Source organism: Baaleninema simplex PCC 7105 (assembly GCF_000332355.1).
Taxonomy (GTDB): Bacteria; Cyanobacteriota; Cyanobacteriia; order Cyanobacteriales; family Geitlerinemataceae; genus Baaleninema; species Baaleninema simplex.
Window position 1 is genome coordinate 2,016,181 of the sequence record NZ_KB235958.1, and the last position, 22,390, is coordinate 2,038,570.

21 protein-coding genes are annotated in these 22,390 nt (G+C 51.8%); 13 read left to right on the forward strand and 8 right to left on the reverse strand.

The features are described from left to right. Positions 1–86: 86 nt before the first annotated feature. The 3 genes from GEI7105_RS0111065 to GEI7105_RS38395 all read left to right on the forward strand — a co-directional run bounded on the left by GEI7105_RS0111065 (position 87) and on the right by GEI7105_RS38395 (position 944). Entirely contained in the window at positions 87–440 is a 354-nt protein-coding gene (locus tag GEI7105_RS0111065) for a hypothetical protein (protein ID WP_144053761.1), read from the forward strand. Positions 441–654: 214 nt separating this feature from the next. Next, positions 655–786, forward strand: coding sequence for a hypothetical protein (locus GEI7105_RS40445; protein ID WP_281166985.1), 132 nt, complete (start codon positions 655–657; stop codon positions 784–786). Further along, positions 783–944, forward strand: coding sequence for a hypothetical protein (locus GEI7105_RS38395; protein ID WP_017660530.1), 162 nt, complete (start codon positions 783–785; stop codon positions 942–944). The genes GEI7105_RS40445 and GEI7105_RS38395 overlap by 4 nt, the downstream gene beginning before the upstream one ends. A gap of 602 nt (positions 945–1,546) precedes the next feature. On the opposite strand, the gene GEI7105_RS30045 is transcribed toward GEI7105_RS38395, so the two are convergent. The 6 genes from GEI7105_RS30045 to hpsJ-B form a co-directional block, all read right to left on the reverse strand. Continuing rightward, positions 1,547–2,002: a Shedu anti-phage system protein SduA domain-containing protein gene (locus GEI7105_RS30045; protein WP_017660532.1), complete on the reverse strand. Its 456-nt coding sequence runs from the start codon at positions 2,000–2,002 to the stop codon at positions 1,547–1,549. A gap of 646 nt (positions 2,003–2,648) precedes the next feature. After that, positions 2,649–4,412 (reverse strand): signal recognition particle-docking protein FtsY, encoded by a 1,764-nt coding sequence (gene ftsY / locus GEI7105_RS0111085; RefSeq protein ID WP_017660534.1) that lies wholly within the window; start codon positions 4,410–4,412, stop codon positions 2,649–2,651. A 72-nt stretch (positions 4,413–4,484) separates the two neighbouring features. Next, positions 4,485–5,126 carry a transcription antitermination factor NusB gene (gene nusB, locus GEI7105_RS0111090; RefSeq protein ID WP_017660535.1) on the reverse strand — a complete coding sequence of 214 codons (642 nt, stop codon included), beginning with the start codon at positions 5,124–5,126 and terminating at the stop codon, positions 4,485–4,487. Between the two features lie 44 nt (positions 5,127–5,170). Beyond that, the gene (locus GEI7105_RS0111095; RefSeq protein ID WP_017660536.1) at positions 5,171–5,929 is read right to left on the reverse strand and encodes a DUF502 domain-containing protein; all 759 of its coding nucleotides are present in this window, start codon (positions 5,927–5,929) and stop codon (positions 5,171–5,173) included. 339 nt (positions 5,930–6,268) lie between these two features. Further along, on the reverse strand, positions 6,269–7,201 hold the full coding sequence (locus GEI7105_RS30050; RefSeq protein ID WP_051044189.1) for a glycosyltransferase family 2 protein: 933 nt from the start codon (positions 7,199–7,201) through the stop codon (positions 6,269–6,271). A gap of 171 nt (positions 7,202–7,372) precedes the next feature. Then, positions 7,373–8,203: a hormogonium polysaccharide biosynthesis protein HpsJ gene (gene hpsJ-B, locus GEI7105_RS0111105; protein ID WP_017660538.1), complete on the reverse strand. Its 831-nt coding sequence runs from the start codon at positions 8,201–8,203 to the stop codon at positions 7,373–7,375. 144 nt (positions 8,204–8,347) lie between these two features. On the opposite strand from hpsJ-B, the gene cdf31 reads away from it, so the two are divergent. From cdf31 to GEI7105_RS0111135, 5 genes are all read left to right on the forward strand, one after another. After that, on the forward strand, positions 8,348–9,253 hold the full coding sequence (cdf31, locus tag GEI7105_RS0111110; RefSeq protein WP_017660539.1) for a CDF family zinc efflux transporter Cdf31: 906 nt from the start codon (positions 8,348–8,350) through the stop codon (positions 9,251–9,253). 41 nt (positions 9,254–9,294) lie between these two features. After that, positions 9,295–9,612 carry an Mpo1-like protein gene (locus GEI7105_RS0111115; protein ID WP_035492516.1) on the forward strand — a complete coding sequence of 106 codons (318 nt, stop codon included), beginning with the start codon at positions 9,295–9,297 and terminating at the stop codon, positions 9,610–9,612. A 122-nt stretch (positions 9,613–9,734) separates the two neighbouring features. Continuing rightward, complete coding sequence (locus tag GEI7105_RS0111125; RefSeq protein WP_017660541.1) at positions 9,735–10,178, forward strand: hypothetical protein; 444 nt, start codon at positions 9,735–9,737, stop codon at positions 10,176–10,178. Positions 10,179–10,505: 327 nt separating this feature from the next. Continuing rightward, positions 10,506–11,789 (forward strand): RNA-guided endonuclease IscB, encoded by a 1,284-nt coding sequence (gene iscB / locus GEI7105_RS0111130; RefSeq protein ID WP_017660542.1) that lies wholly within the window; start codon positions 10,506–10,508, stop codon positions 11,787–11,789. A 91-nt stretch (positions 11,790–11,880) separates the two neighbouring features. Continuing rightward, positions 11,881–12,885 (forward strand): pentapeptide repeat-containing protein, encoded by a 1,005-nt coding sequence (locus GEI7105_RS0111135; protein ID WP_017660543.1) that lies wholly within the window; start codon positions 11,881–11,883, stop codon positions 12,883–12,885. 44 nt (positions 12,886–12,929) lie between these two features. Here GEI7105_RS0111135 and GEI7105_RS0111140 read toward each other — a convergent pair whose 3' ends face one another. Further along, positions 12,930–13,841: a DUF1822 family protein gene (locus GEI7105_RS0111140; RefSeq protein ID WP_017660544.1), complete on the reverse strand. Its 912-nt coding sequence runs from the start codon at positions 13,839–13,841 to the stop codon at positions 12,930–12,932. A 598-nt stretch (positions 13,842–14,439) separates the two neighbouring features. Here GEI7105_RS0111140 and GEI7105_RS0111145 point away from each other — a divergent pair. From GEI7105_RS0111145 to GEI7105_RS35985, 5 genes are all read left to right on the forward strand, one after another. Continuing rightward, on the forward strand, positions 14,440–15,657 hold the full coding sequence (locus GEI7105_RS0111145) for a 2,3-bisphosphoglycerate-independent phosphoglycerate mutase (protein WP_017660545.1): 1,218 nt from the start codon (positions 14,440–14,442) through the stop codon (positions 15,655–15,657). Between the two features lie 478 nt (positions 15,658–16,135). After that, positions 16,136–16,510: a Pepco domain-containing protein gene (locus GEI7105_RS0111150; protein ID WP_026097586.1), complete on the forward strand. Its 375-nt coding sequence runs from the start codon at positions 16,136–16,138 to the stop codon at positions 16,508–16,510. Positions 16,511–16,515: 5 nt separating this feature from the next. After that, complete coding sequence (locus GEI7105_RS39860) at positions 16,516–17,949, forward strand: GUN4 domain-containing protein (RefSeq protein ID WP_017660547.1); 1,434 nt, start codon at positions 16,516–16,518, stop codon at positions 17,947–17,949. A 94-nt stretch (positions 17,950–18,043) separates the two neighbouring features. Next, positions 18,044–18,352, forward strand: a complete 309-nt coding sequence (locus tag GEI7105_RS0111160; RefSeq protein WP_017660548.1) for a nucleotidyltransferase family protein — start codon at positions 18,044–18,046, stop codon at positions 18,350–18,352. A 99-nt stretch (positions 18,353–18,451) separates the two neighbouring features. After that, positions 18,452–18,616, forward strand: coding sequence for a hypothetical protein (locus GEI7105_RS35985; protein WP_017660549.1), 165 nt, complete (start codon positions 18,452–18,454; stop codon positions 18,614–18,616). Between the two features lie 7 nt (positions 18,617–18,623). Here the strand turns inward: GEI7105_RS35985 and mfd are convergent, their stop codons facing one another. Further along, complete coding sequence (mfd, locus tag GEI7105_RS0111170) at positions 18,624–22,124, reverse strand: transcription-repair coupling factor (protein ID WP_017660550.1); 3,501 nt, start codon at positions 22,122–22,124, stop codon at positions 18,624–18,626. Between the last annotated feature and the right edge of the window lie 266 nt (positions 22,125–22,390).

Genomic DNA, 22,390 nt, shown 5'->3' on the forward strand with positions numbered 1-22,390 from the left:
CTCTAAGTACTCTTACTCATTGCAAAACTGGGATGCACCCAATGCGCTTTCTGTCTTGCTTTACTTAATAAGTTTTTCTTATCACCTTGTTTTGCGAAGACCCATTGCTCCTGATTAGACAATCTATTGGTACGGCAATTGTAAGTGTAGAGGAGTTTGTCGCTGACCCGGAAGAATTTCCCTACGAAGCGCTTGAAGATGGATGCTTATTTCGCTCGTCTATTGAGTTTTTCAACGAGCTTTTCCCCAATCCAGCGAAGGGAGATTGGCATTGGGAGCCTCTAAACCACGAAGATTTAGAAGAGACAATTCTTTTCCTCGCTAACCGAATCGGCCCTGTCGATCCCGAACAGATTCCACCTGGAATTCCCTCTTCTCACTGGTGGTGGTGGAGCGAAGGCGATCGTCCCGATCCTCAAGCGGATAGTTCTGGCACTTAATACCAGACTGAAGAAGTGCTAATGAAGTTTCAATATATTCAAGAAGCGATCGATCTATTTGAAAGCCGCATCGAAGGAGACGATGTGAAAATTATTCCTTGTACGCTAGAAGAGATAGCAGAATTAGAAGGGTGCATCTCAAAAATGTCAATTTATCAGATCGGAGTCTCTATAGTGAATTGAGCTGTTGTTGGGTTTCGCTATCGCTTCACCCATGGACGGCAGCGTTGCCGAAGTTCAACCTACTCCAGACTTATATTTTTACAAAAGTGAGATGCACCCGCTGTTCCCTTCCTTTACCAACCGTCTTTTTCAGCAAGCCCTATCTATGACGCGATCGCAATGAAGCAGAAACCCATTGGTTGCGAGTACGTTTTCCTGTACAACTCTCCGAAACCGGATTGCGAGGAGGACGCGATCGCACTTCACGGAACGCGATATCTCCTCGTCCGCCACAGTCACAACAACTTCGAGTATACGGAAGTGATTCCCGTGGTGAAGTAGCAGGTCAAAGCTTTTGAGAGTAATTTTCAGTAAATTTACAGGTGTCTCCCTCGTAAGACGGGCGATCGCTTTGGTTAGAATGCGTCTCAAACCCCTACCCTCGCTTATTTCTTCTCAGCGATCTACATTTTTTTCAAAAAATTATCTCAATAGTGTTGACATAGATTTTCAACAAGCGTATACTGAATTCCAGTGTTCTCCTCTAAACAGACAAGGTTCTCCTCTCTCTTGGGAGAGCGTGCGGGCGGGGTTTATCGATTAGGGCCGATAAACTCCGCTTTTACAGCTTGCAAACAGGGGTGAAGGAAATTTTAAGAAGCGAGCGTTTTCGGGAAGTGTTTCCAACGAACTCATTCTTCTTCATCCGCTAGGAATGCTGCTTCGTAACTACTCAGTCTCGTATCTAGGGTTTGCTGAGTCAAGCCAGAAGCTAGACTCGGAAAGAGTTCCTGCGTTTTAGAGGCGACAAAAGTGCAAGATTTTAGGTATGGGGAGATCTCCAGACCTGGCCCGAGCGCTTTCTCACCTTCGGAAATTAAACGATCGCCAATCCTCCAAACTGTTCCCCGTTCCCGGTTCCCTTCCTTTACCAACCGTCTTTTTCAGCAAGCCCTATCTAAATGACGATAGAGTTCGTCGAACGTTACACAGTGAATATGTTTAGAATTGACCATAAGGCGATCGCGTCGCCATCGCAGTCGATCGCGTTCTCTTTGTGCGAGTCCTTCTAATCGACCCACGATTAGTATTCCTTCGTACCCCGTAAACTCGCGACCAAAACGAGAGACAAACTCTCGTGTATATTCCAGAGACGATAACTTCCAAAACCAATCAACAACTTGGATAAAACCATGCTCGAAACGACTCGACCAGTCAGGAGTTGTTTTATTTCCCTTTGTTTGAAAAATACTGGCTTGACTGGCACTTTCAAATTCTATGAAAGCGTACCATCCTGATTCTGAATCTCCCACCACTAAATCCGCTTTGAAGTCTCCGAAAATATCGTATTCATAAGCGATTCGATCGAAACGAGCAATATAGGGAAAATTAAGAACCAATAAATGCCGATAGATGTGGGCGATTTCTAAAAAAAGTCAGTATCTCTTCTTGTTCGTTCAGTTCTTGGTTTTCTTCGAGACAGTTTCGGAGTTCGTTTAATTCTTGTCGGCAAATTTTTGGATCGAAATTAAAACTTTGAAACTCTTTCATGGAGGTTATCCATGTATTGTTTCGAGACGACTATGCGTCAGAATGTCGAGGATTTCAACATCCTCTTTTGAAGACCGAAACAAAATTCTAAGATTGCGATCGGCTCGTATAATGTATAAGTCGTTTAAGCCTTCACCTTTTAAGGGTTCACCTTCTTGTCTCAGGAACTCGTCACGAGGAAAATTTTCGAGCCTAGACAGAAGATGTCAAACCCTCTCGCGATCGCCAGGAAGAAGCGATCGCAGTGCAATTTGAGCTGACATTCTGATAGTCGCCATCGGGTGCATCTCACTTTCGTAAATACACAAGTTCGGCAATTTGTCAATATCTTCCTCAAGGACTGCTAGAAGGGGATTTACTCCTTTAAGTATTTATACTTATCGCAGAATTGAGATGCACCCGTCGCCATCAGACTTAAGTTATAACTCAATGACTTGGCGAGTTAACTCCTGCCATAAAATCAGTGTATCTGACTTTATGGCGATCGCACCGACATCACCCGTTCAAAAGAGCTTCGACAAACTCATAACTGGAGAAGGGACGTAAATCCTCAATTCCCTCACCGGCTCCGACAAAACGGATGGGAAGCCCCAGTTGTTCGACCACCGCTAGAGCTACACCACCTTTAGCCGTTCCGTCGAGTTTGGTGAGAACTACGCCGCTCAATTTCGCCGCCTCTGCAAAAACTTGCGCTTGACGCAAGCCGTTTTGACCCAAGGTTGCATCGAGAACTAACAGCGATTCGACTTTCGCATCGGAGGCTTTTTTGTCGATGATGCGGCGAATCTTGCTGAGTTCGTCCATCAGATTCTTTTTGTTTTGCAAACGTCCGGCGGTATCGACGAGCAGTAATTCGACATCGCGAGACTTGGCGGCGGTAATTCCGTCGAAGACGACAGCGGCGGGATCGGTGTTCTTTCCGGGGTTGGCGATGACTTCCGTTTCGCTGCGTTGACCCCAAATTTTGACCTGTTCTACCGCAGCAGCTCGGAAAGTGTCGGCGGCGGCGATGATGCAGCTATAATCAGATTTTTTCGCCAAATGCGCCAGTTTGCCGATGGTGGTGGTTTTTCCGGCTCCGTTTACCCCCGTCATCAACCAGATGTTGAAATGGTCTTTTTCGGGGGTGAACTCGCGATCGTAGCCGTTCTCGAAGGGGCGATCGAGAATGTCACGAAGAATCTGTTTGAGATAGGCGATCGCTTCTTCAGGAGGAAGACTTTCTTCGCGCAGTTTAGCTTGTAAGGTTTCGATAATCTTGTCGGTAGCTTCGACTCCCACGTCAGCTTGTAACAGCAACGCCTCGATTTCAAAAACGGCGTCTTTGTTCAGCGGACCTTGACCGACGATCGCTTTAAGCTGGTTGATGAGTCCGAGGCGGGTTTTTCCTAATCCCTGACGGAGTTTTTGCAACCAGGTAATTTCTTCGATCGAAACCTCGTCGGGACGGCGGCCTTGAGCGGCCAGCACTTCAGCCGACCAAACAAAGTCTTCATCGAAGGCGATCGCGGGAGTCGGTTCGGGGGTGGGTTCTTCTTCGACTGGGGTTTCGATCGCTTCGGCTTTCAGGCGATCGAGTCGTTCTTTTCGTTCTTCTGCGGCTTTCGCCCACGCCGGAACGTTCGTTTCGGAAACGGGTTCTGGTTGTGTTTCCTCGACTTCAGAAACTTCTTCAGAAACAGGTTCTGGTCGTGTTTCCTCAACTTCAGAAACTTCTTCAGAAACGGGTTCTGGTTGTGTTTCCTCGACTTCAGAAACTTCTTCAGAAACTTCTTGAAAAACGGGTTCGACTTCAGTTTCTGCCGCTTCTTCCGAAATAGTTTCAGTTGTTTCTTGAATTTCCGAAATTTCTTCAGAAACTTCTTCCGTTACGGCTTCCACTCCAGAAACGGCTTCAGCAGGCTCTTCGGAAACTTCTTCCGTTACGGCTTCAGCAGGTTCTTCAGAAACTTCTTCCGTTACGGCTTCGGCAGGTTCTTCGGAAACTTCTTCCGTTACGGCTTCGGCAGGTTCTTCGGAAACTTCTTCAGAAACTTCCAGTTGAGTCGGCTGCTGTTTTTGAATATTTTGATAAGCCGCTTTTGCCCAAGCCAAATAATTCTGAGCCGGGTCAGCTTCAGCCGCTGTTTCCTCAGCCTCTTCTGCCTCTTCTCCCGTTTCCTCCACCGTTTCTTGAGTGTCCTCCACTGGAGGTTGAGTCGATTCGTCTTCTTGTCGATCGTCGCGATCGAATTGACGGCGGAACCAATTAAACACCATAGCTCGTTTGCCAGAAAGTCGTCAGAGAATGCCGAAGTCCACGTTACTTATCGTACAACGCTGAGACAGCGCTTAGTTAGAAGAAGAGGTCGCTTCAGCTTCAGAGTTTAATAAATCGACAACGCGACGCAAGACGCCGTTGACGAAACGGAAAGAGTTGTCGCTGCTATAGCGTTTGGTAAGTTCGACCGCTTCATCGATCGCCACCTGTTCGGGAATTCCGAGATATTGCAGTTCGGCCACCGCCAGACGAAGAACGTCTTGTTCGATGCGAGGTAAACGCTCGAGTTGCCAATCGACGATCGCGCGATCGAGCAACGCGTCGATTTCCGAGCGGTTCTGCGTCGCCTGCATCAACAGCTCGAGGGCGAACTCACGGACGTTGGCTTGACCGGCCAGTTGCACGAATTCCGGTAATTCGACTGCCATTCCCAAGCGTTCGATGGCCTGTCGCGTCAGTTCCATCGCGTCGGACACCATCGCCTTAGCACTTTTAAGATCGGTGGTGCGCGTTTCGCTTTCAAAGAGGCGATCGCTTCCCCGCTTGAGTTCGGCGGCGGCGGTTTCGAGGGCTTCGTGAGCCTCCAGCGTCATCGCCCGAACCGCAGCCACGACAATATCGCCTAGCTGTTGTTCGGTGAGTTTCTCAGGATTTTTCGGCAACTGGCTCAAACTCAAAAGTGCCAGTTCGCGGGCGATACTGCGGGCTTGCATAGACCGGGTGTAGAGTAGAAAACGACAGCGAGGCGGCGGTGGGGTTAGGCGTCTTCTTCAATGGGAACGACATCTTCGATGGCAACCGCTTCTTCAACGGGAACGGGTTTGTTTTTCTTCCGCGACAGAAGCTGTTCGAGTGTCGGCCGTTGCGGTTCGACGGCTGCCCCATCGGGAGGGGTCGGACAGACGATTCCCCCCGATATCAGGATTTTAAACGCATCTTCGATCGAGAGATTGACATCGATCGCGTCCCGTTCGGGAATAATAGCGTACCATCCCGTTGTCGGGTTGGGGGTCGTCGGCACGAAGACGCTCAACATCGATTCGTTCATGTGGGTTTGAATTTCACCGCTAATGGCTCCCGTCACGAACGCTAACGCCCACAGTCCTTTGCGGGGATACTCGATGAGGACGACGCGGCGGAACTTGGTACTCGAATCTTGCAACAGCGTTTGTAGGAGCTGCTTGAGAGTTTTGTACACCGATCCCGCCAACGGAATCGCCTGAACGATGTTTTCTCCGAAGTCCAGCAGCCATCGTCCGACGATGTTGCGGGCCATCAAGCCGATCAGCAGGATTCCGAACAGGGGAACGGCAAACCCCACAAGTAAGTTGAGCAGGTTGACTAGAATCGGGTGCAACCCGTCAAAGGGGTTTAGCTGCTTGGGAATGCTTGTCAGAAAGCCGATCGTCCAGTTGGCGATGACGAGTGTTAGCCAAATCGTCGTCGCTAACGGGATGATGACTAACAAGCCTGCGATTAAATCGTTTTTTAGGTCTTGCTTTAAGCGTTGGAGCACAGATCTCTCACTCGTATCGCCATTCATATAAGCCGATCTCGTCGTTCGGGATATCCAAAACGATAGGGGGGGGTTACCCGTTGTCTTATATTAATTGTTAACGCTTGTAAAGAATTGTTGCAAGCTCGTCGGATAGACGAAGACGGGGCAACGATCCCCGATACGTTCGTAAACGGCTGTGTGTATCAAATGTAACATCTTAGAGGTAAAAATGCTGGAAAACCGATGAGGCGAGGTGAGTTTTCCAGTTTTTGAGACTTGGCGTTCCCGAAGAAAGGCGATCGCCTCGAGGGCGATCGCCTGAGAAACAACAGGTTTCTCGCCCCTCGATCGCGATCGTTAAGCTTGAGAAGAGGAACCTTCCGAGGGGGTTTGTAGCGTTACGGAACCGTCCTCTTCTTCAGAAGACGACAGCGATTTTGGCGGTGGAGGAATCTGTCCTTTACGCTTAAGTTCGTCGACTTTTAACAAAATCAAGTATTCATAAAACGCCTGCAAAGTACACCAGGCAAAGCCCGCACGTCCGTCGAAAAGTCCCCCCAAGACAAAATACATATAAACAAACCGAACCAGAGGTCGAAACGGAAGGCGTAGCGATAAATCTTTCAAAGCCCGCCGCCGTTCGACTTCCGATCGCCCGAAAAATAGCTCGTACCAACGCACGTTGCCGTAGTGCAGTTGGCGCAAGGTTTCGATCGCCTCGTCCGTCGAATATCGATTGTGTTTCTCGATCCAGCGACTCAACCCTTTACCCGAAGTGTAATGAGGATACGTCTCTTTGAGAAATCCCGTTTTCCCGTCGCAGACTTCCCGTTCGGTGTGTCCGTAATCGTCGAACCACACCTTCTCCTTGCAGAACAACCGCAATTGATAGCGAGGATATTGCGTACTGCGGCGAATCCAGCGATCCATAAAAATCACCCGTTCGGCCACGTAATACCCCACAACATCGTCATCTTCAGAGCGAGTCTCGCGATCTCGTATCGTCTGACAACATTCCTCAAACAGTTCCGGAGTCATACGTTCGTCCGCCTCGAGGATGTAAACCCACTCGTACTTCGTCGGGATCGATCGCAGCATCCAAGTGCGTTGTTTGCCGTGACTTTCAAACCGATGCTGTTCGACGCGTACCGGATAGCGACGAGCGATATCCACCGTTCGATCGCTGCTCAAGGAATCGACGACAACGACATCGTCGGACAATAATGCCGACTCGATACAGTCGGCAATATCAATTTCTTCGTTGTAAGTAAGAATGTAAATCGAAAACATAGGCTGACGAGCGATCGAATAAAAAAAAAGGTATCGCACCCTGCGGCGTCCGAACGACGCGATCGCGATCGATCCACGTCGTGCGAACGAACCGAGTCGAGCGGTAGATGCAGCCACCGTAGGGATCGAGTCGTTCGGCTCGAGAGTTTCCCGAGAGAGATCGGCGCGACTCTAATTCGACGGGACTTGGCGGCCGCCACGACGAGGTCTCATCATGCCTTTTAGACCCGTCCAGCCAATGACAATGTAACCGATAGCCAGTAACAAGCTACTAATTCCAATGCGAAAGGCAGATTTCCAAGCAGCCAAGCGCGTTTCTTGTTCGAGTTCCTCTTCGCGTTGGCGAATCCGACCTTTAAGCTGTTCGGGTAGTTGCGACGCTTGCTGGTCGAGGAACGACCGAATCGCCTCGGGGTTCTCTTGAGACTCTTCGAGGAGTTGGCGCAGAGCATCGGGAGTCTGTTCGCTAGCTAAGATCTGCTCTCGCTGCGCTTCGTTTTCCAACAGCGTCTCTAACTGCTGTTCGAGTTGGGTTCGCTGTTGTTCGAGCTGCGTTTGGAACTCCTCACTACTCAGTTGTGTGTTGAGTTGAGTTTCCGCTTGACGAGCTTGTTGAGAGATGTCTTCGAGCCGTTGGTTGCTCTGCATCCGCACGTCATTAAAATGAATTCCCGTCAGCAACAAAAACAACAGTCCCAGCAAACTCGAGAGAATGAGTCCCCAAAACCGCAAATCTTGCCATTTTTTACGGGGCATCGCCGTGGCTGCCCCGGCCGTTCCCATCCAGTATCCCGCAAACAGGAGCGCCAAGCCGATCATAGGAATAATACCGCGATCGACGAACGTGGAAGCCACTTGAAGGCGCCACTGTAAGGTCAGAGGCTGATACGGAGCCGGAAGGATCAGGTAATCGAGCAGAGACGACACGATCAGGAGAAGTCCAACGATTTTTAGGCTGCGAGCTGCTAAAGACGATGGTTGACGGGTGGTTGTCGCTTTCATAAGCTGTTGGTAGATCGATCGATTTTCCCTTTCCAAGTTAGCCGATCGCGTTGCGTTTGAGTCAATTCAACGGGCGACCGGCGAAAACGACTGCTCCGCGCTCGCTTCCGACGCCCCCATCGCGCCAAATTTTCCCAGTTTAAAGTGGTTACAGACTATCGCCCCCAAGTCCGTCGCGTTCTCGTCCTAACACTGTTACTGAACCTGTTCGTTTTAGCCCTCAAAGCGACGTTGGGGCTGTGGACGGGATCGTTGAGCGTAATTGCCGATGCCTTACACAGCGTTACCGATAGTGCTAGTAACGTATTGGGGTTGGTGACGAGTCGCCTGTCGTCCCCGCAACCCGATCGCGACCATCCTTACGGACACCAGAAATTCGAGGCCGTCGGGGCGATCGGGATCGCGGCGTTTCTCGGCGTCGCCTGTTTGGAAATTTTGAAAGGCGTCGTCGATCGCCTGTTTTTCGGCGGTCGAGAGGTGGCGATGGCCTCTTGGGTGTTGTGGCTGATGTTAGTGGTGTTGGGGGTTAATATTCTCGTGGCTTTTTACGAGCGGCGCGTCGGGGTGAAGCTGGGTAGTAAAATTCTCATCGCCGACGCCCACCATACGATGAGCGATATTTGGATTACCATCACCGTGATCGCCGGGCTGATCGGCGTGTGGGTCGGCTATCCTTGGATCGATTTGGTCTTGGCGATTCCCGTAGCGGCGTTGGTCTTTCGCAGCGGTTGGGAGGTGTTGCGGGAAAATTTACCGTGGTTGGTAGACGAAACGGCGATCGCCCCGGAAGCCATTCACAAAGCGGTGATGGAAGTTCCCGGCGTCCTCAACTGTCACGATATCGCCTCGCGGGGACTCATCGGACGACAAGTGTTCGTGGAAATGCACTTAGTCGTCGAGGCCAAAGATGTCAAAACGGCTCACGATATTACCGAAGCCGTCGAAGAACAGTTAGAAAAGCGGTTTAGCCCCGTCCGCGTCATGATTCACATCGAACCCCCCGATTACAAATCCGAACAAATTAGTTACGGTGAAGGGACGATCCATTGAGGTGCGTCTTTTGCTCGTTTGCGATCCCATCGACCGACGAGATGATGAAAACTCAAACTTCACGGTTTCAACGATTTGAAGACTTTTACCCCTATTATTTACAAGCCCACGAAAACCCAACCTGTCGTCGCTTGCACGTTCTCGGGTTGGGGGTGGCGATCGCGGCGGTGGGATACGCCATCGTTACGCAAACCTGGTGGGCGTTGGCGATCGCGCCGGGATTCGGCTATCCCTGCGCCTGGTTGGGACACGCTTACTTCGGTAAAAACGTTCCAGCCACCTTCGGCTATCCGCTTTACAGCTTTAAAGCCGGGATTTTGATGTATCGCGATATGTTGAAAGGAGACGTACCGTTTTGAGGAAAAATTTCTTAAAACGATTAGATCGATAGGGTTTTGTTGCGTTTTCTCAAGTTTCGATCGCCAGCCAAAGCGATCTGATATAAGTTGGGTGCGATCGCTTTCAAGGAGACCGACCCGAGATGGAATCGAACCCGATCGACCCCCAACCTCAATACGAATTCGATAACAGTCAAAACGAGCTGATAGGCGATCTCTCGAACAAAATGGGCTTCGTGGCCATGTTCTTGATCGTCATCGGAATTTTAGCCCTCGTCAGTAGCGTTCTCAATTTAATCTCAGCGTTAGCCCAAGGGAACGCTGCCGCCGCGATCGCCGCTTTAGTTCAAAGTATTGTTGTCGCGGTGTTCTATCTCGTCGTGGGCAATTGGACGCGCCAAGCCGCCAATGCGTTCCAACAAATCGTTAAAACCCAAGGTCACGATATCGAAAACTTGATGGGGGCTTTAGGAGAGTTGCGTAAGCTCTACGCCCTCCAATATTGGCTCCTGGTCATTATGCTCGTCGTCTTTGTCGTCATGCTCGTTATCGCACTCGTTGCCGGAATCGTCGCGAATTCAGGTTAAAAGAACACGGCTGTCTGAGGGCGCTTGGCTTACTATATTAAAATTAAAAAGATGTGAGGGAGTCGGCATCCTGTCAACGACCCACCGTCAAGCCTACAGCTATGACGGGGGCTTGAAGAAGCCCATAAGTTGACCAGCCTAAGTCTTGTGAAGACTACGTTACGCCTAAGCGTTAAAGTTCCTACCGACGAGTGCGTTGCCAGCTTGTCGCTCTAGAACTCCAGCATTAAACAGGCTTAGTCGGGTTAAGCCCGTGTGTTGGAGAAAGTACCGAGGCGTAACATTGGCGAGGCAGACATCACCTTTTTTAAGGAGATTTAGACAGAAATGTCTAATTTTGTTTTTGTACTCGATACGAACCGACAGCCCCTCGCACCGTGCCATCCCGCACGGGCAAGGGAGCTGTTAGCCAAAGGGAAAGCGGCGGTCTTCCGACGCTACCCGTTCACCATCGTTTTAAATCGCGCTGTGGGCGACGTGCCGCCGTCGTGTCAACTCAAGATAGATCCCGGCTCTCAAACCACCGGACTCAGTATCGTCAATCGCGATCGGCTCGTGTGGGGCGCCGAATTGGAACACCGGGGACAGCACATCAAAGCGAAATTGGAAACCCGTCGCGCCTGTCGTCGGAATCGCCGGAACCGCAAAACGCGATATCGTAAGCCTCGGTTTCTCAATCGAACCCGTCCAGACGGTTGGTTGCCACCGAGTCTGCAACATCGCGTCGAAACCACGATGACCTGGGTGAACCGTTTGCGAAAACTTTGCCCGATTGTCTCGATTTCTCAAGAACTCGTGCAGTTCGATACCCAGAAACTCCAGAACCCTGAAGTGAGTGGCGTTGAGTACCAACAAGGCGAATTGTTTGGCTACGAAGTGCGCGAGTACCTGTTGCAAAAGTGGGGACGTAAATGTGCTTACTGTGGCGCGGAAAATCAACCGCTTGAAGTGGAGCATATCGTTTCCAAGTCCAGAGGAGGAAGCGATCGCGTTTCTAATCTCACCCTGGCGTGCCATCAGTGCAACCAATCCAAAGGCAACCGCGACATCCACGAGTTTCTATCGGGCAAACCGTCCGTTCTCGATCGTATTTTGAAACAGGCAAAAACCCCGTTAAAAGATGCAACGGCGGTCAATGCAACTCGCTGGAAGCTTTACCAACAGTTGAAAGAAACTGGATTGCCCGTCGAAGTGGGAACGGGGGGGTTAACCAAATTCAACCGTACCCGATTGGGGTTACCGAAAACTCACTGGCTCGATGCGGCTTGCGTCGGGAAATTGACTCCCGATCGATTAGATGTCGCGGTCAAGAAACCTTTGCTCGTTGCAGCCAAAGGTCACGGGGTTCGGCAACGATGTCGTCTCGATCGATACGGTTTTCCGAGAGCTGTTGCCCCGAAAGCCAAATCTTTTCAAGGTTTCCAAACCGGCGATCTGGTCAAAGCTGTAATTCCTCAAGGAAAATTCGCCGGAAATTACATGGGGCGGATTGCCATTCGGTTTCGCCCTTCCTTTCGATTGAACGCTGGGGTCAAACCTTTTGACGTTCATCCGAAATATCTGACGACTGTTCAGAAGTCAGACGGCTATGAATACAGCTTCTCGAAATAAGGATGCCCTGTCGGGCAGTTTGTTTGTTGGCGGGAATTCCCCTCCCGCTAATCCTGTCGTATATAACGGGAGTCCCCTTCCCGCATTTTAGATGGCGAACGCAGAACACCTCTGGACTCTCAAACGAGGCGTAGAGGTTTGGAATCGCTGGCGGGAAGAGAACGATCGCATCGTTCCCAACTTGCACGATGCCGATTTACGAGGATTGAAACTCGCCGGGGCGAACTTACGCCGTGCCTGTTTGAGCGAAACGTCCCTGAGTCTGGCGGATTTGCGGGAAGCCGATTTACGAGAAGCCGATTTGTACGAAGCAGACTTATTCGAGGCGAACCTCGACGGGGCGAAGCTCGATCGCGCCTATTTGTTTCGTGCGAACTTTTACCGAGCCTCGCTCTACGGCGTCTCTCTCTATCGTGCCATGCTCGGACGGGCGGATTTAACGAAAGCGTCGGTGCGAGATGCGGATTTGACGGAAGCCAGTTTGAGCGAAGCCAATTTAACGCAAACGAACTTTACGGGATCGAATCTCTCGAAAACCTTTCTCAAATCGGTTCGCGCCATCGCAACGGTGTTCGACGAGGCGATTTTGACGGGCGCCTGTCTGCAAGACTGGCAAACTGACGGCGACACTCGCCTCGAACGGGCGGTTTGCGAGTTCGTATTTTTCGAGTACGACGTCAACCAGCATCTGTTTCGCCGACGCTATCCTCGCAATCCCGGTCAGATGCTCGAACCGGGGGCGTTGGCTGCGTTGTTCGCACCGAAACCCCAGGTGTTCGGCCTGTCGGTGTCGGCGTCGATGTCGTGGACGGCGTTGCGAGAAACCCTCGAGACGTTGCAGACAACTCGTCCCGAGGACGAATTGCAACTGTCGGCGATCGAGCAAACGGAGGCCGGAAAACTTGTATTGCGCCTGTCGGTGTCGGCGAAATCGGACGTGCTAGAGGTCGAACGGTTGTTTCGTCAGGAATACGAGCGCGTCTGTCAGCTCGAGGGATCGGTGTTGGGGTCGGCGACGAACGGAAAACGCGCCGCACTGTTCGATATCGTACGCGTGTTGTCCGATTGTGAAGGAATGGGGGGAAGTCGGACGTAGAGACGCCTGGGGAATCGGGAACGGAGCCAAGGTTGAGAGGGCGTTCAAAGGGTGAAGGTTTCGGTGACGCTACAGTCGTTTAATTCGACTTTGAGGCCGAAGACTTCTCCCGGCTCGCCGCTGAATTCGAGTTGTACGCTGCGGGTACTGCGGGCTTGGGCTTTCATGATGCAGATGCGATCGCGATCGAGTAGTTGTAGAGATAGGTGGTAGGGAAGTCGGCGATCGTCCTGTTGGGGATAAATGCGCGTCCAGATGTCGATGTCGCGATCGCGAGCGGTGTCGAATCCCACTAGCATCACCACGGATTCCTCGTGATTTCCAAAATGGAGAACTTTAACGGCTTCGATGGCAGAGTGGCAGAGGTGCGATCGAAATTTATAAGTCAGTTCCCAAGGCGGATCGGGTAAGCTATCGATGGTTTGCCAACCGGACTGAAACAGTTGGTTCCTCCAAGGGAGCAGCGCGATCGCTTCAGAGGGTAAGGATCGAGGAAGGCGAGCGAGAAAGGCTTCGATGGGATGCCATCGGTTCAGGAGAACGGTGGTCGTCGAAACGGTATCTAAAAAGCCAGCGGGTCGGGCGATGTCTCCGGCTTCAGAGAACCAAACGGCGGCGTAACCGACGCGATCGAGCGCCCTCCGACCTGAGAGATCGACGGTGTCGTCTCTAACCGCGCAACATTCGACGCGACCCCATCCCACGATGGGTAAATCCGCCGGACGAGTTTTCGAGCCAAACTGCCAAATTTCGCTGGCGTTGAGATCGGTTTCGACCTGCTGAGCGCGACAGTAGGACTCCATGACCAACACGGCGAGAACGTTAAAGTAGATGTGCCGTTCGTCTTGGCTCGAGGCTCCCCAGTGACGCCGCGCCCTCGCCACTCGTTCGGCCACCTGCTTCATGGGTTCGGTCACGGGAACGGCTGACGTACGACCCATTGCAATATCGACCATAGCTCCACTCCAGAAAAGATCGGAGGACGCCACAAAAGTACGTCCCTTTTGGTTCTCTCGCCACAAACGCTGCAACTTTTACGGCTTTTGAAGACTTTTGTAATAAAAATTAATATTCAAAACCGCTCGATCGCGATATGAAAACCGAGCGATCGATAGTGGTTTTATCGTGTTTTCATATTGAGTTCTGTATTTTTGGTCAGATCGAAAGTCAAATGATACTCTGTTTAAATCGATAGTTTTGATAATTAAAATTATTTGAAAAACATAAAAAATTGTATTTATTTTATAAATTAAAAAAAATTTATTAAAATTTTATTTACAAGAACCTTCAATCGATGAAAGTTAAAATTCAAATTTCTATTTTTTACAATTCTAAAGTTATTCTCGTTAGAACGATCGCAGTGTGTCTGTCCGTCGAGCTATATCGAAAGGCATAAATATCGAGCAAACACTTCAACTCGCGATCGCACCGTATTTAAACCTCTATCCAGTTTCAGATGTCCGAATTCCAACAACTTTCTATAGTGGAACGAGACTGACCTTACAACCTTTAAAAATCTCTAAAGACTTGTCAAAAAGAGGAGCAGCGATCGCTATGGATATCAGCACCGTTTGGGAAAAACTCGCTTGGAACCGAGGTGGAAAAATTCTGTACCTCGTCCTCGACGGCGTTGGCGGACTACCCGACCCCGATAAAGGCGGGACAGAACTGCAAGTTGCCGAAACTCCCAACCTCGATCGCTTCGCCGAAGCCGCCAGTTGCGGACAACTCGAAATCGTCGGTCCAGGTATCACCCCCGGCAGCGGTCCGGGACACCTCGCCTTGTTCGGTTACGACCCGCTACAACACGACATCGGACGGGGCGTCCTTTCAGCATTAGGCAGCGATTTCGACCTCCAACCCAACGACATCGCCGCACGAGTCAACTTCGCGACAGTAGACGACGACGGCCGAGTGACCGATCGCCGCGCCGGACGCATCGACACGGAGACGAACCGACGTTTGTGCGACAAGATTTGCGATCGCGTGCGACTCGACGACTTCGAGGGCGAGTTTTTCTTCCAAACCGTCAGCGAACACCGCGCCGTCTTCGTCCTGCGAGGTCGAGGTCTCGACGGTAGACTACAAGATACCGACCCCCAAACCACCGGAACGACACCGAATCCCCCACAACCGAAAGACGAAAATTCCCGCCAAACCGCCAAACTCGTCCAGTCGTTTCTGGAAAACGTTCGCGAGGTTCTCGCCGACGAACATCCCGCCAACGCAATTCTCATGCGCGGGTTTCAACGCTACGAACCCCTCCCATCTCTGCGCGATCGCTTCGGTTTGCGAGGAGTGTGTATTGCCGACTATCCCATGTATCGCGGTGTCAGTCGCCTGTTGGGAATGGATGTCGTTCCGCGACCCGGCGGTATGAAAGAGCGTTTCGAGGCGTTGCGATCGCACTACAGCGACGATTACGATTTCTACTTCCTCCACGTCAAGCACTCCGACAGTCGTGGCGAAGACGCAAACTTCGACGGTAAAGTCAACGTCATCGAAGAAGTCGATCGCCTTTTACCCCACGTCACCGACCTCGACATCGACACCATCGCCATTACGGCCGACCACTCCACCCCAGCCGTTCTCGGCGGCCACAGTTGGCATCCCGTTCCCCTAGCCATTCGCGCGCGATCGGCCCGAGTCGATAACGTCTCGCGTTTTGATGAATACGCCTGTGCTAGCGGTGTATTGGGAACTCGTCCCGGTACGCACTTGATGGGTTTGGCACTCGCCCACGCCGGACGCCTCCAGAAGTTTGGAGCGTAATTTACAGTCGCCGTAGGGTGCGTGACTTGAAAAATAGGGTGGAACGCTTGAGAGCGATCGCTTTGTCACGCACCGCCAATGTACACCACCAACATACAAGGGTACGTGACTTGAAAAATAGGGTGGAACGCTTGAGAGCGATCGCTTTGTCACGCACCGCCAATGTACACCACCAACATACAAGGGTGCGTGACTTGAAAAATAGGGTGGAACGCTTGAGAGCGATCGCTTTGTCACGCACCGCCAATGTACACCACCAACATACAAGGGTGTGTTACGCGGACGTAAAAATGCGAACGAAGTCCGATTCATGGGTTTCCCGCGTCACGCATCAACACTGCACCCAATTGTGACATCACAACATCCAACCGTGACGGACGTTGTGATGTCGTGCTATTAGTGGAATAAAATGGATATTTTGGCGTTTTAGAGAGAATCGAACGCCACAAAGTCAACTGAGCCACTTGGGGAAAACCTCATGTCAATGGAAACCCAACGAGGAATCTGGATTATCGTTTCGGACGAGGGGGAAGACAAAGCCGAAAACGATGGTGGAAAAGGGATTGAAGATATTGGCGCAGATTACGATCGCTACGAATATCACGAAAAGCGATCGCCCAGTTCGACGAAACCCATTTACGTCAGTGCCAGCGATTTGAAAGAGAAAGTTGGCGAGTTTTTAGAAGTGATTGAAGAAGCGTTCGATCGCGCCAATCGCTCTCAATTTAATATGCAACTCGACGAACTGAAATTGTCCGTTGAAATTAACGGCAAAGGACAAGTCAGCTTGCTCGGAACCGGTGGAGAAACTGGTGGGAAAGGAGCGATCGAACTCAAGTTCAAACGCAAGTAAGAGCGATGGCGAAGAACTGGGCGATGTGCGTCGGGATCGATGGATACGACAACCTACCGAGGTTGAAGTACGCACGGCGAGATGCAGAATTGATGCGAGATTACTTTCTCCAAGAAGCAAGATTCGAGAACGTGTATCTGTTTACCGATAATTCGCCCGATATTCTTGATACGGGTCAACCCTTTTCGTCTCAACCCACCTATGGCAAATTGAGGCGATTTTTAAGAACGCGGTTTAACCGGCCGTTTCTGGGATCTGGCGATAATTTTTGGTTTTTCTACAGCGGTCACGGATTGCGCCACGGCGATCGCGATTACCTGATGCCCTCCGATTCCGATCCCCATCCTGACGGTATAGAAGATACCGCACTTCCGCTCAATTGGGTAACGGAGCGGTTGCGACGCTGCGGTGCAGATAACGTCGTGTTGGTGTTAGATGCTTGTCGAGACGAGCAAAATGCCAAAGGGTTAGGGATTGGCGAGGAAAAACAGAAAGGCGTGATTACGCTGAATTCGTGCAGTCCGGCGGAACGCTCCTACGAAATCGACGACATTCAGCAAGGTGCGTTTACCTATGCGCTGTTAGAAGCGTTGCGAATTCAGGGAGAAGGAAACTGCGCCACCGTCGAACGGTTGTATCAACGATTGCGCTATCGCGTCAGCGAAATCGCTCAAAGGTATCGCAAACCTAGACAGACGCCGTATGCTATTGTCGAACCCGCGACGAAATACCATTTGATCTTATTGCCGAAGCAAGCCACGCTTCAGGATATTGCCACGCTCCGAGAAGACGCACAAGAGGCCGAACTTGAGGGCAACTGCGAACTGGCGGAGCAGCTATGGACGAGGGTTTTGGCTGTTTCTCCTGCCGATCCGAGAGCGTTGAAGGCACTGAAGCGAATTTGGAGTAAAGCGAGTATATCATCACCCCAACCTGAAACCCAGGAAGTCGAACTCAAAAGTGAAAGAGGGGTGGACTACACCCGACTGCGCGATCTTCTAGCAGCAGGAAAGTGGAAAGAAGCCGACCAGGAAACCGCCAAGGTCATGCTTCAAGCTGCTAACCGGGAGGAAGCAGGGTATTTGCGAGTAGAAGATATCGCTATCTTCCCCTGCGATGACCTACGTACTATCGATCGACTTTGGGTGAAGTACAGTAATGGAAAATTTGGCTTCAGCGTTCAGAAGAAGATTTATCAAAGTCTGGGCGGCACGAGAGGGTACAATGAAAAAATCTGGGACGCTTTTGGCGACCGTGTAGGTTGGCGTGATAAAGAGAGATGGTTGTACTACAACGACTTAACCTTTGACCTTAAAGCTCCCTCGGGACACCTCCCGGTATTACGAGTTAGTCGGCATCTATCCAGTTTCGTTTTTGGTATCGGGTCTGTCGAATATTGTGCCTGTCTCTTCTTTCGCATCGAGACTTGTGAAGTGTAACATATAAGAACTACAAGATTTTTTTAAGATTCGATATCGCCTCATTTTCTATATACCTAAAAAAGTTAAAAATTTTTGTTAACCCGTCAAATTCATGCGATCCTCACCAACCCTCGATCGCCTGCTCGATCGCCTGCGCCAAATCCTACCCGAACTCAAAGAACGCTATGGCATTACTCAACTCGGCGTGTTCGGTTCCTACGTGCGCGGCGAACAAACGCCAAATAGCGATCTTGATATCCTCGTTGAATTCCACTCCGATCGCCGTTTTGGACTTTTCACCTTCTGCGAAATCGAAAACCAACTGAGCGATCGCCTCGGCGTCAAAGTCGATTTGGTGATGAAAAAAGGACTCAAACCCCGAATCGGCGATCGCATTCTTTCTGAGGTTCAATACCTATAACTCAACAGACAATAATTCACGCGAACATTAAATCGCCTCGAGATTTATGCCGCTCTCGGCGTTCCTGAAGTCTGGCGGTACGATGGGGAAAGTTTAACCATGTATTGCTTAACAAACGGGGAATATCGCCAACAGGAAAACTCAACGGTTTTACCGCTGTTAAATTGTCGCGAAATTCTGAGTTTTTTACAATCCAGTCAAACCCAGGGCGAAACCCGTTTAATTCGAGAGTTTCGCCGATCGCTTATCGATCGCATTCAATAAGCGATCGCTACTCCACCAAAGCCGCGATCGCCACCTCGGACTGCTTCTCCAACGCCGGAGACATGGCGTCCAACCACTGAATCAAACTGTCGAGTTGCTTGTCCGGCGACAACACCCCCAACCCGCGCACCGTCACCTTCCCCGACGCATAGACAAACCGCGAGTGCAGGTGCGACGGTAAATGTTCCTTCAATAACTTCCACGCCGGTTCTTCCATCGGCGTTTCTAACACCACGTGTTGCTTTCCTTCCGGCTTGATGCGAGAAAACCCCAGTTTCTTGGCGATTTGCTTGAGTTCCATCACCCGCAATAACTGACTGACCCCCTTCGGTAGCGGCCCGTAACAATCTCGCCAGTCGGCGGCGATCTGTCCCAACTCTTCGGAAGATTGGGCGGTGGCGACGCTGCGATACGCACTCATCTTGCGATCGATATCTCGAATGTAATCGCTGGGAATAAACGCCGTCAGGTTGAGGTCGATTTGCGTGTCGTCCACTTTGGGAATTTCCTGACCCTGGATTTCCTGAATCTCCTCCTGCAACATCTCCATATATAAATCGAAGCCGATCGCGTTCATCTGACCCGACTGTTCCGCCCCGAGGAGATTTCCCACGCCGCGAATTTCCATATCGCGCACCGCCAGTTGATACCCCGACCCTAATTGGCTGAATTCCTGCAACGCCCGCAACCGCTTCTGTGCGGCGTCGGAGAGTTTCGATCGCCGACTGTAAAACAACCACGCATGGGCTTGAATTCCCGCCCGTCCCACGCGACCGCGCAATTGGTACAGTTGAGACAATCCGAAGCGATGGGCGTCTTCGATCAAAATCGTGTTGACGCGGGGAATGTCCAACCCGGACTCGACGATGGTGGTACAAACCAAAACGTCCGCTTCCCCGGAACTGAAGCCCAACATTACCGATTCCAATTCCGAAGCGTCCATTTGACCGTGGGCGATCGCGATGCGGGCGTTGGGAACCATTTCCCGAATTTGCGCCGAGGTTTCCTCGATTCCTTCGACGCGAGGTACCACGTAAAACACCTGTCCGCCGCGATCGAGTTCCTGACACACTGCACTTCTGACCGTTTCCCATTCAAACGGGGCTAAATGGGTTTTAATGGGACGGCGAGAGGGCGGTGGCGTCGTAATCAAACTCATCTCGCGAATTCCCGATAGCGACATATATAAGGTGCGAGGAATCGGCGTCGCCGTCAGCGTCAATACATCCACCTGAGTTTTGAGAGATTTAATTTTCTCTTTCTGCGTGACGCCGAACCGCTGTTCTTCGTCTACCACCAACAGCCCCAAATCCTTAAATTTGATGGTTTTCCCCAGTAGGCGATGGGTTCCCACCACCACGTCTAACTCACCCGTGGCCAACCTTTGCGAAATGGCTTTGCGTTCTTCGGCGGTGCGGAAGCGGTTGAGTAACCCCACTTGAATCGGGTAGGGGGCGAAGCGTTCTTTTAGGGTGTGATAGTGTTGCTGGGTGAGAATGGTCGTCGGGGCCAGGAGTGCAACTTGTTTTCCGGCGGTGATGGCTTTGAAAATTGCCCGAATCGCGACTTCGGTTTTCCCAAACCCCACGTCGCCGCAGACGAGGCGGTCCATCGGGCGATCGCTCTCCATGTCCCGTTTGACATCTTGGGTCGCTTTGAGTTGGTCGGGGGTGGGTTGGTAGGGAAAAGAATCTTCGAGTTCCTGTTGCCAAGGGGCGTCGATCGGATAGGCGAATCCCTGTTGTTGCGATCGCTGGGCGTAGAGTTTCAGCAAATCGACGGCGACTTTTTTGACGGCTTTGCGAACTTTGTTTTTGGTGCGTTCCCAGGTTTTCCCCGACATCTTGTGGAGTTGGGGGCGTCCGCTTCCCGTGTGGCGATAGCGAGAGAGTAAGTTCACGCGATCGGCAGCCACACGCAAGGTGCCGTCGGCGTATTTCAACACCAGATATTCGCGAGTTTCGCGGTTGACGGTGAGGCTTTCGAGTTTGACGAACTGACCGACGCCGTGGTTTTTGTGAACGACGTAGTCTCCCGGTTGCAGTTGGTTGGGATCGACTTGTTTGGAGGCGGCCCGGCGGCGTTTGCGAACGTAACTGGGGGTGGCGAGGGCGTGCTGGCCGAAAAATTCGCGATCGGTAACGACCACCAGGCGCAGGGTAGGGAGGATGAAGCCTTCGAGTTCGGCTTGGCCAGAGTATTTGAGGGCGACGGGGGTATGTTGGATTTGCAGTCGCCCGATGGCGGGGAAGTCTTTGGGGTTGGGGACGAACTGGGCGGGACAGTCGTGTTCTTGGAGAAGGGCGACGGTGCGACTGGGTTGGGCGGAAACGAGGAAAATGGAGAAGCCGCGATCGCGTTCGCCCCGGAGAATCTCAGCGAGTTTGGCGAATTGGTGCGGTGTGACGGGTAGGGGACGATTGGCGAGATCGGTTCCGCCCGAGTCCGTTTCGACCAGTTCGGACAACTCCACCCGTAGGAAGCGATCGCCCTCGGCCAAACAGTCGTCGAAGCTGCGATGTAACGGTTTGAGGGCGGGGAAACTCTGGCGGTGGAGAATAAATTCCTGTTGGGCGTGTTCGGCCCAGCGATCGCAGTGGGCGCGACAGGCTTCCGGTTCGTCGAGGGCTAAGAGGGCGTTTTCGGGGAGGTAGTCCAGCAAACAAGCGGGTTTGTCGAAGGCAACCCCCAACAGAGCGGCTTTGGTTAAGTTTTCTGGGATTTCCTCCTCCTCGATAGAAACCGCTGTTCCGAAACTCGTCGGTGTTACCACACATTGGGGTATTTTGTCAAGCGATCGCTGGCTGCCGGGGTCGAATTCCCGCATTTTTTCCAATTCGTCCCCGAAAAACTCCAACCGTACCGGAAGTTCTGCCGAAACCGGGAACAAATCCACGATATCGCCGCGACGACTCCACTGGCCTTCTGTTTCGACCAAAGACACCCGTTCGTATCCCAACTCGGCCAAACGCGTCGAGAGGGTTTTGAGGTCGAGTTCCATTCCCGGCTGTAGCGTCTGACAGAGAGATGCGAACACCTCTGGCGGGGGAAGGTGGGGCTGTAACGCCCGTTGGGTGGCGACGATGGCAATTCTCGAAGACGCGTCGCTGCGAACGAGATCGGACAACACCTGCATTTGTCCCCAGGTCATTTCGTCCGATCCCTCGGGGCGCTTACCTTCTAAAACTCCGTCGAGACTGTCGTAGGGCGAGGCTTCGGTGGTGGGATAAAACAGAACGGTTTGCCAGTCCATTTCCGCCAGTTGCGCCGCCCAGCGTCCGGCTTCTTCGAGGGTGGCGGCGACCACACAGAGCGGTTGCGACGAGGAAGTTTGGGACGACGAGGGCTTATCGCTTCCGAGTTCGGCGGCCAGGGCTGATGTGACGAGACCTTTGGGAAATCGCGGAATCCCGTCGAGTTTCAAGCAGCCGTCCCGCAAAAGACGGCCGTGGAGTTCGCGGGTGAGTTGGGTTTGGGCAAGCGTGCGGACGATGGACGAAAAAGCCATAACCTAGGGAGTCGATCGAGTTGGAGTTTCACCGATCTTTACATTCTAAAAGTTTTACCGCGATCGCGGGTAAACTTGCCTAGAGGCTTGGGGTTACTGTTTCGGACGATCCCTTCAAGGTCACGGATACTCTGTGCTTCTGCGATCGCCTGGGTTTCAAGAGGTCTTCACCACACCCCCCTTAGCCCCCTATCCCCCCTTCGCCCCCCTTTGGAAGGGGGGTTGGGGGGATGGTTGGGGGGATAGAGGGGCTTGTCGGGTTGGAA

Excerpts from the sequence above, each read along its gene's own strand:
- GEI7105_RS40445 (WP_281166985.1), top strand. The coding sequence starts at position 655 with ATGGACGGCAGCGTTGCCGAAGTTCAACCTACTCCAGACTTATATTTT.
- GEI7105_RS38395 (WP_017660530.1), top strand. The coding sequence starts at position 783 with ATGAAGCAGAAACCCATTGGTTGCGAGTACGTTTTCCTGTACAACTCT.
- ftsY (WP_017660534.1), bottom strand. The coding sequence starts at position 4,412 with ATGGTGTTTAATTGGTTCCGCCGTCAATTCGATCGCGACGATCGACAA.
- nusB (WP_017660535.1), bottom strand. The coding sequence starts at position 5,126 with ATGCAAGCCCGCAGTATCGCCCGCGAACTGGCACTTTTGAGTTTGAGC.
- GEI7105_RS30050 (WP_051044189.1), bottom strand. The coding sequence starts at position 7,201 with ATGTTTTCGATTTACATTCTTACTTACAACGAAGAAATTGATATTGCC.
- hpsJ-B (WP_017660538.1), bottom strand. The coding sequence starts at position 8,203 with ATGAAAGCGACAACCACCCGTCAACCATCGTCTTTAGCAGCTCGCAGC.
- GEI7105_RS0111115 (WP_035492516.1), top strand. The coding sequence starts at position 9,295 with ATGATGAAAACTCAAACTTCACGGTTTCAACGATTTGAAGACTTTTAC.
- GEI7105_RS0111125 (WP_017660541.1), top strand. The coding sequence starts at position 9,735 with ATGGAATCGAACCCGATCGACCCCCAACCTCAATACGAATTCGATAAC.
- iscB (WP_017660542.1), top strand. The coding sequence starts at position 10,506 with ATGTCTAATTTTGTTTTTGTACTCGATACGAACCGACAGCCCCTCGCA.
- GEI7105_RS0111135 (WP_017660543.1), top strand. The coding sequence starts at position 11,881 with ATGGCGAACGCAGAACACCTCTGGACTCTCAAACGAGGCGTAGAGGTT.
- GEI7105_RS0111140 (WP_017660544.1), bottom strand. The coding sequence starts at position 13,841 with ATGGTCGATATTGCAATGGGTCGTACGTCAGCCGTTCCCGTGACCGAA.
- GEI7105_RS0111145 (WP_017660545.1), top strand. The coding sequence starts at position 14,440 with ATGGATATCAGCACCGTTTGGGAAAAACTCGCTTGGAACCGAGGTGGA.
- GEI7105_RS0111150 (WP_026097586.1), top strand. The coding sequence starts at position 16,136 with ATGTCAATGGAAACCCAACGAGGAATCTGGATTATCGTTTCGGACGAG.
- GEI7105_RS39860 (WP_017660547.1), top strand. The coding sequence starts at position 16,516 with ATGGCGAAGAACTGGGCGATGTGCGTCGGGATCGATGGATACGACAAC.
- GEI7105_RS0111160 (WP_017660548.1), top strand. The coding sequence starts at position 18,044 with ATGCGATCCTCACCAACCCTCGATCGCCTGCTCGATCGCCTGCGCCAA.
- GEI7105_RS35985 (WP_017660549.1), top strand. The coding sequence starts at position 18,452 with ATGTATTGCTTAACAAACGGGGAATATCGCCAACAGGAAAACTCAACG.
- mfd (WP_017660550.1), bottom strand. The coding sequence starts at position 22,124 with ATGGCTTTTTCGTCCATCGTCCGCACGCTTGCCCAAACCCAACTCACC.